This window comes from Synechococcus sp. R70.1 (genome assembly GCF_047461675.1).
GTDB lineage: Bacteria > Cyanobacteriota > Cyanobacteriia > Thermostichales > Thermostichaceae > Thermostichus.
In genome coordinates, this window is record NZ_JANSHR010000104.1 from 1 (window position 1) to 544 (window position 544).

At 53.9% G+C, this 544-nt stretch carries 1 protein-coding gene; it reads left to right on the plus strand.

Annotated features, from left to right (window positions below):
- The first annotated feature begins 11 nt into the window (after positions 1-11).
- Positions 12-143 (plus strand): Hsp20/alpha crystallin family protein, encoded by a 132-nt coding sequence (locus tag NW807_RS10475; RefSeq protein ID WP_414426066.1) that lies wholly within the window; start codon positions 12-14, stop codon positions 141-143.
- Positions 144-544: the final 401 nt, after the last annotated feature.

A 544-nucleotide genomic window follows, 5' to 3' on the forward strand; every position in this document is an offset into this window, starting at 1 on the left:
GCTTCCAACGGGTGATCCCGCTGCCCAACCGGATCAAGCACGATCAGGTGAAAGCCGAATACAAAGATGGGATCCTCACCCTCACCTTGCCCAAGGCCGACTCTGAAAAAGCCCAAGTGGTCAAGGTGAGTGTTGTCTCCTGATGGGCGTAGCTGAAGCTGCTCTGAGGTTAGGCAATTTTCCGTGAGGAAAAAAGATCCCATGGGGGTAGGCTCATCGCCTACCCTTTTTTAGTTCTTTTTTGCGTTTTGGTTTTTCAGCTTGCGCTCATTTCAAGCAGGAATAAATCGGGTTCGCTGCAGTGATCCTCAGCCTTCCCTAGCGAACTTAAACCGAACCCCATTGGACTTTTGCCCGCCGCTTTGGATAGGGTTTGAGTGCGCAACGGAGCCAAGGTTGAGAGCATGGCCAGCGTTACCTACGAACACGTTACCAAGCGCTACAGAGACACCACCGCCGTCCATGACCTGAACATCACCGTCGAAGACAGGGAATTTCTCGTCTTTGTCGGCCCCTCCGGCTGCGGCAAAACCACCTCCCCGCG